The organism is Herbaspirillum lusitanum P6-12 (assembly GCF_000256565.1).
GTDB lineage: Bacteria > Pseudomonadota > Gammaproteobacteria > Burkholderiales > Burkholderiaceae_D > Herbaspirillum > Herbaspirillum lusitanum.
Genome location: NZ_AJHH01000026.1, coordinates 1 through 983, shown reverse-complemented (window position 1 = coordinate 983; position 983 = coordinate 1). Strand labels below are relative to the sequence as shown.

The 983-nt window shown below is 64.3% G+C and carries 2 protein-coding genes; both read right to left on the bottom strand.

The genetic code is table 11. The features are described 5' to 3' along the window. A partial coding sequence (locus HLUSI_RS0101135) for a DHCW motif cupin fold protein (protein ID WP_016832208.1) occupies positions 1-290 on the bottom strand: 290 nt, incomplete at its 3' end. Then, a partial coding sequence (locus HLUSI_RS0101130) for an aminotransferase-like domain-containing protein (RefSeq protein ID WP_016832207.1) occupies positions 290-983 on the bottom strand: 694 nt, incomplete at its 5' end. The genes HLUSI_RS0101130 and HLUSI_RS0101135, both read right to left, overlap by 1 nt.

Sequence of the window (983 nt, the reverse complement as noted above, 5' to 3'; positions counted from 1 at the left end):
ACAACAGCTGCTTCCGCATTGTCGGCCACCTGATAGCTCATGCCGGCCTTGAGCAGGAAAGTGCGACCGTCGTCCAGCTCGGTATGCAACTCCCCTTCCAGGCACAGCAGCACGTGGCCTTTCTTGCACCAGTGGTCGGCCAGGTACCCCGGCGTGTACTCGACCATGCGTACGCGAATCGGCCCGAACTGGCGCGTGCGCCAGGTGGCCATGCCGCTGTCGCCCTTGTGTTCGGTACGCTCGACGGTGCTCCAGTCGGTGGTGCCGAACGGCAGGTTGCCGATGTCCATTACAGCTTGGCGGCGATGAGTTTGCCGAGGCGTTCGATGCCGGCGCGGATTTTTTCCGGCGGCACGGTGACGAAGCTCAGGCGCAGCGTGTTTTGTTGCGGTTCGTTGGCGTAGAACGGCGCGCCGGGTACGAAGGCGACGTGCTGTTCGACCGCTTCCTTGAGCAAGGCGCCGCTGTCGATGTGCGCCGGCAGCGTCACCCAGATGAACATGCCGCCTTCCGGTCTGGTCCAGCTGGTGCCGGCCGGGAAGTAGGTTTGCAGCGCATCGAGCATGGCCTGGCATTGGTCCGCGTACAACTTGCGGATGGTCGGGATGTGCGTTTGCAGGAAGCCGTCCTTGATCGCTTCGTACACCACCATCTGGGTCAGCTGCGCGGTGTGCAGGTCGGCCGCTTGCTTGGCCTGTTCCATCTTCAGGATCAGCGGCGTCGGAGCGACCACGTAGCCGAGGCGGATGCCCGGCGTCAGCACTTTCGAGAACGAACCCATGTAGATCACGCCGGCCGGATTCATGTTGAGCATCTTCGGCAGCGGATCGTTGCGATAGCTCAGGGCGCCGTACGGATCATCTTCGATCAGCGGCAGGCCCAGGCGGGCGCAGGCTTCCACCAGCGCGAAGCGGCGTTCCAGCGGCAGCGTGCGGCCGGTCGGGTTCTGGAAGTTCGGCAGCGAGTACAGCAGGCGCGCGCCG